General features: G+C 71.5%; 2 protein-coding genes and 1 pseudogene. 2 read left to right on the top strand and 1 reads right to left on the bottom strand.

What is annotated here, in order from left to right:
- A partial coding sequence (locus ON39_RS26595; RefSeq protein ID WP_040738528.1) for a suppressor of fused domain protein occupies nucleotides 1-442 on the top strand: 442 nt, incomplete at its 5' end.
- 6 nt (nucleotides 443-448) lie between these two features.
- On the opposite strand, the gene ON39_RS26590 is transcribed toward ON39_RS26595, so the two are convergent.
- A complete protein-coding gene (locus tag ON39_RS26590; RefSeq protein ID WP_040738527.1) occupies nucleotides 449-1,525 on the bottom strand; it encodes a magnesium and cobalt transport protein CorA in 1,077 nt (358 codons plus the stop codon).
- A gap of 110 nt (nucleotides 1,526-1,635) precedes the next feature.
- On the opposite strand from ON39_RS26590, the pseudogene ON39_RS26585 reads away from it, so the two are divergent.
- A pseudogene (locus ON39_RS26585) lies at nucleotides 1,636-2,396 on the top strand (PHP domain-containing protein); the annotation flags it as partial.

Below are 2,396 nucleotides of genomic sequence, written 5' to 3'. Positions count from 1 at the left end.
CTACGCGACGGTGGGCGGCTCGCGCCATCCGATGGGCGATCCCACCGCGCTGCTCGCCGACCCGGTGCGCGGTCCGCGGGCCGAGCTGGTGCTCACGCTGCGCGGCGCCGCGGGCGCGAGCTCCGGGCTGGCCAAGACGCTCGGCGTGCTCGCCGCCGCGCCGGCCGTGGAAGGCGTTGTGCTGCAAGCGGATGCGCTGATGGACCTGGGCGAGCCGATGTGGCAGGGCGCGCCGTTCTCGGCGGTGCTGCTGGGGGAGAGCGAGGTGCCCGAGGTCGTGCTGCCCGAACCGGCCGAGCCGGTCCGGTATTTCGCGGTGACGCCGGTGACCGCCACGGAGGCGGCGTGGGTGCGGGTGCGCGGAGCGCAGGCGCTGCGAGACGCCTGGGCGGAGGCGGGAATCGACGTGCGCGACCCCGAAAGAGGCGCCGCCGGGCTGTGATTCGGGCTACAGCCAGTCGTTGCGGTGGAAGTTGATGTACAGCCCGACGCAGATGGCCAGGGTCACCGCGACGACGAGCCAAAAGCCCCACGCCGCTTCCGATCCCGGGATGTGGGTGAAGTTCATGCCGTAGAGCCCGGCGATCATCGTCGGCACCGCGGCGATCGCGACCCACGCCGAGATCTTGCGCATGTCGGTGTTCTGCTGCACGCCGACCTTGGCCAGCGCGGCGCTGATCAGCGCGCTGAGCGCCTCGTCGAAGTCGGTGATCCGCTCGGCGACCCCGGCGTGGTGATCGGCCACGTCGCGCATGTAGCGCCGAATCTCCTTGGGCAGCGGGATATCCGGCTTGTGCCCGAGCAGTTGCAGCGGATCCGCGAGCGGGTTCACCGCCCGCCGCAGCTCGACCACCTCGCGCTTGAGCTGATAGATCGACTCGACGGTGACCCGGCTGCGCGGAGTGAAGACCTCCTCCTCCATCGCGTCGATGTCGAGCTCGATCGACTGCGTCACCTCGATGTAGGAGTCCACCACGTGGTCGGCGATGGCGTGCAGCACCGCGCCTGTCCCGAGCGTCAGCCGTTCGGGGTCGGCCTCGAGACCCTTTCGGAGCGAGGCCAATTCGGAGTGCCCGCCGTGCCGGACGGTCACCACGAAGTCCGGCGCGGTGAAGATCATGATCTCGCCGGTCTCCACGATCTCGCTGATGCTGTGCAGGTCGTGTTCGACGTAGGCGACGGTCCGCATCACCAATACCAGTGTGTCGTCGTAGCGTTCGAGCTTCGGGCGCTGATGCGCGTGGACCGCGTCCTCGGCAGCGAGCGCGTGCAGGCCGAATGTCTCGGCGATCTCGGCCATCTGGGCCTCGTCCGGCTCGTGCAGGCCGACCCACACGAAACCTGTGCCCCGGCTGCGCACCTCGGCCAGCGCCTCGCGATGGGTGAATCTGCCGGGCAGCCGGTGCCCGTCGACGTAGACGCCGCAGTCGACGATCGCCCGCGCGGTCGGGATGGGGATGCGCGGCAGCTGTCGCGGTCCCCGGCCGGGACCACGGAACGACGGCAGCGGCGGTATCGAGGGCACACCGCGATGCTACGTCGCGCGCGGTCGCGACCTCGCCGATTGTGCCCGCGTGCCGGGCGAGCGGACGGGGATCCGCGCACACCGCCCGTCGGCACTGTAAGACTGAGGACGTGCGCATCGATCTGCATACCCATTCGACGGCCTCCGACGGCACCGACACCCCGGCCGAATTGGTACGGAACGCGGCGGCCGCGGGGCTGGACGTCGTCGCGATCACCGACCACGACAACACGGCGGGCTGGACCGAGGCGGTCGACGCGCTGCCGCGGGGTCTGACGCTGGTCCGCGGCATGGAGATGTCGTGCATCGGCCTCGGCGAGGACGGTTTGCCCGTGCCGGTGCACCTGCTGGCCTATCTCTTCGACCCGACCGATCGAAGCTTCGCCGAGGAGCGCGAGCGGCTGCGCGGCGAGCGGATGGAGCGGGTGCGCGCGATGGCCGAGCGCATGGTGGCCGACGGCCTGCCCATCGATCCCGACGCCGTGCTCGCCTCGGCCGGGCCGTCCGCGGGCCGCCCGCACCTGGCCAGGGCGCTGGTCGCCGCGGGCGTGGTGCCGAGCGTCGACGCCGCGTTCGAGGAGTTGCTCGCGCCGCACGGCCCGTACTACGTCGAGAAGGGCGACACACCGCTGCGCCGCGCGGTCGAGATGATCGCCACCGCGGGCGGGGTGAGCGTGATCGCGCACGCGCGCGCCCGCAAGCGCGGCCGGCTGCTCGCGCTGGACGACATCCGCGAGCTGGCGGCCCTCGGGCTGGGCGGGCTGGAACTCGACCACCCGGATCACTCCGCGCAGGATCGGGAGATCCTCGCCGACCTGGCCGCCGAACTCGCCTGCTCACCACCGGCTCATCGGACTACCACGGCGCCAAC

The sequence above is a fragment of the Nocardia tenerifensis NBRC 101015 genome, assembly GCF_000308715.1.
Lineage (GTDB): Bacteria > Actinomycetota > Actinomycetes > Mycobacteriales > Mycobacteriaceae > Nocardia > Nocardia tenerifensis.
Note: the sequence above shows the minus strand (reverse complement) of the source record. Positions and strands in the feature narration are given on the sequence as shown.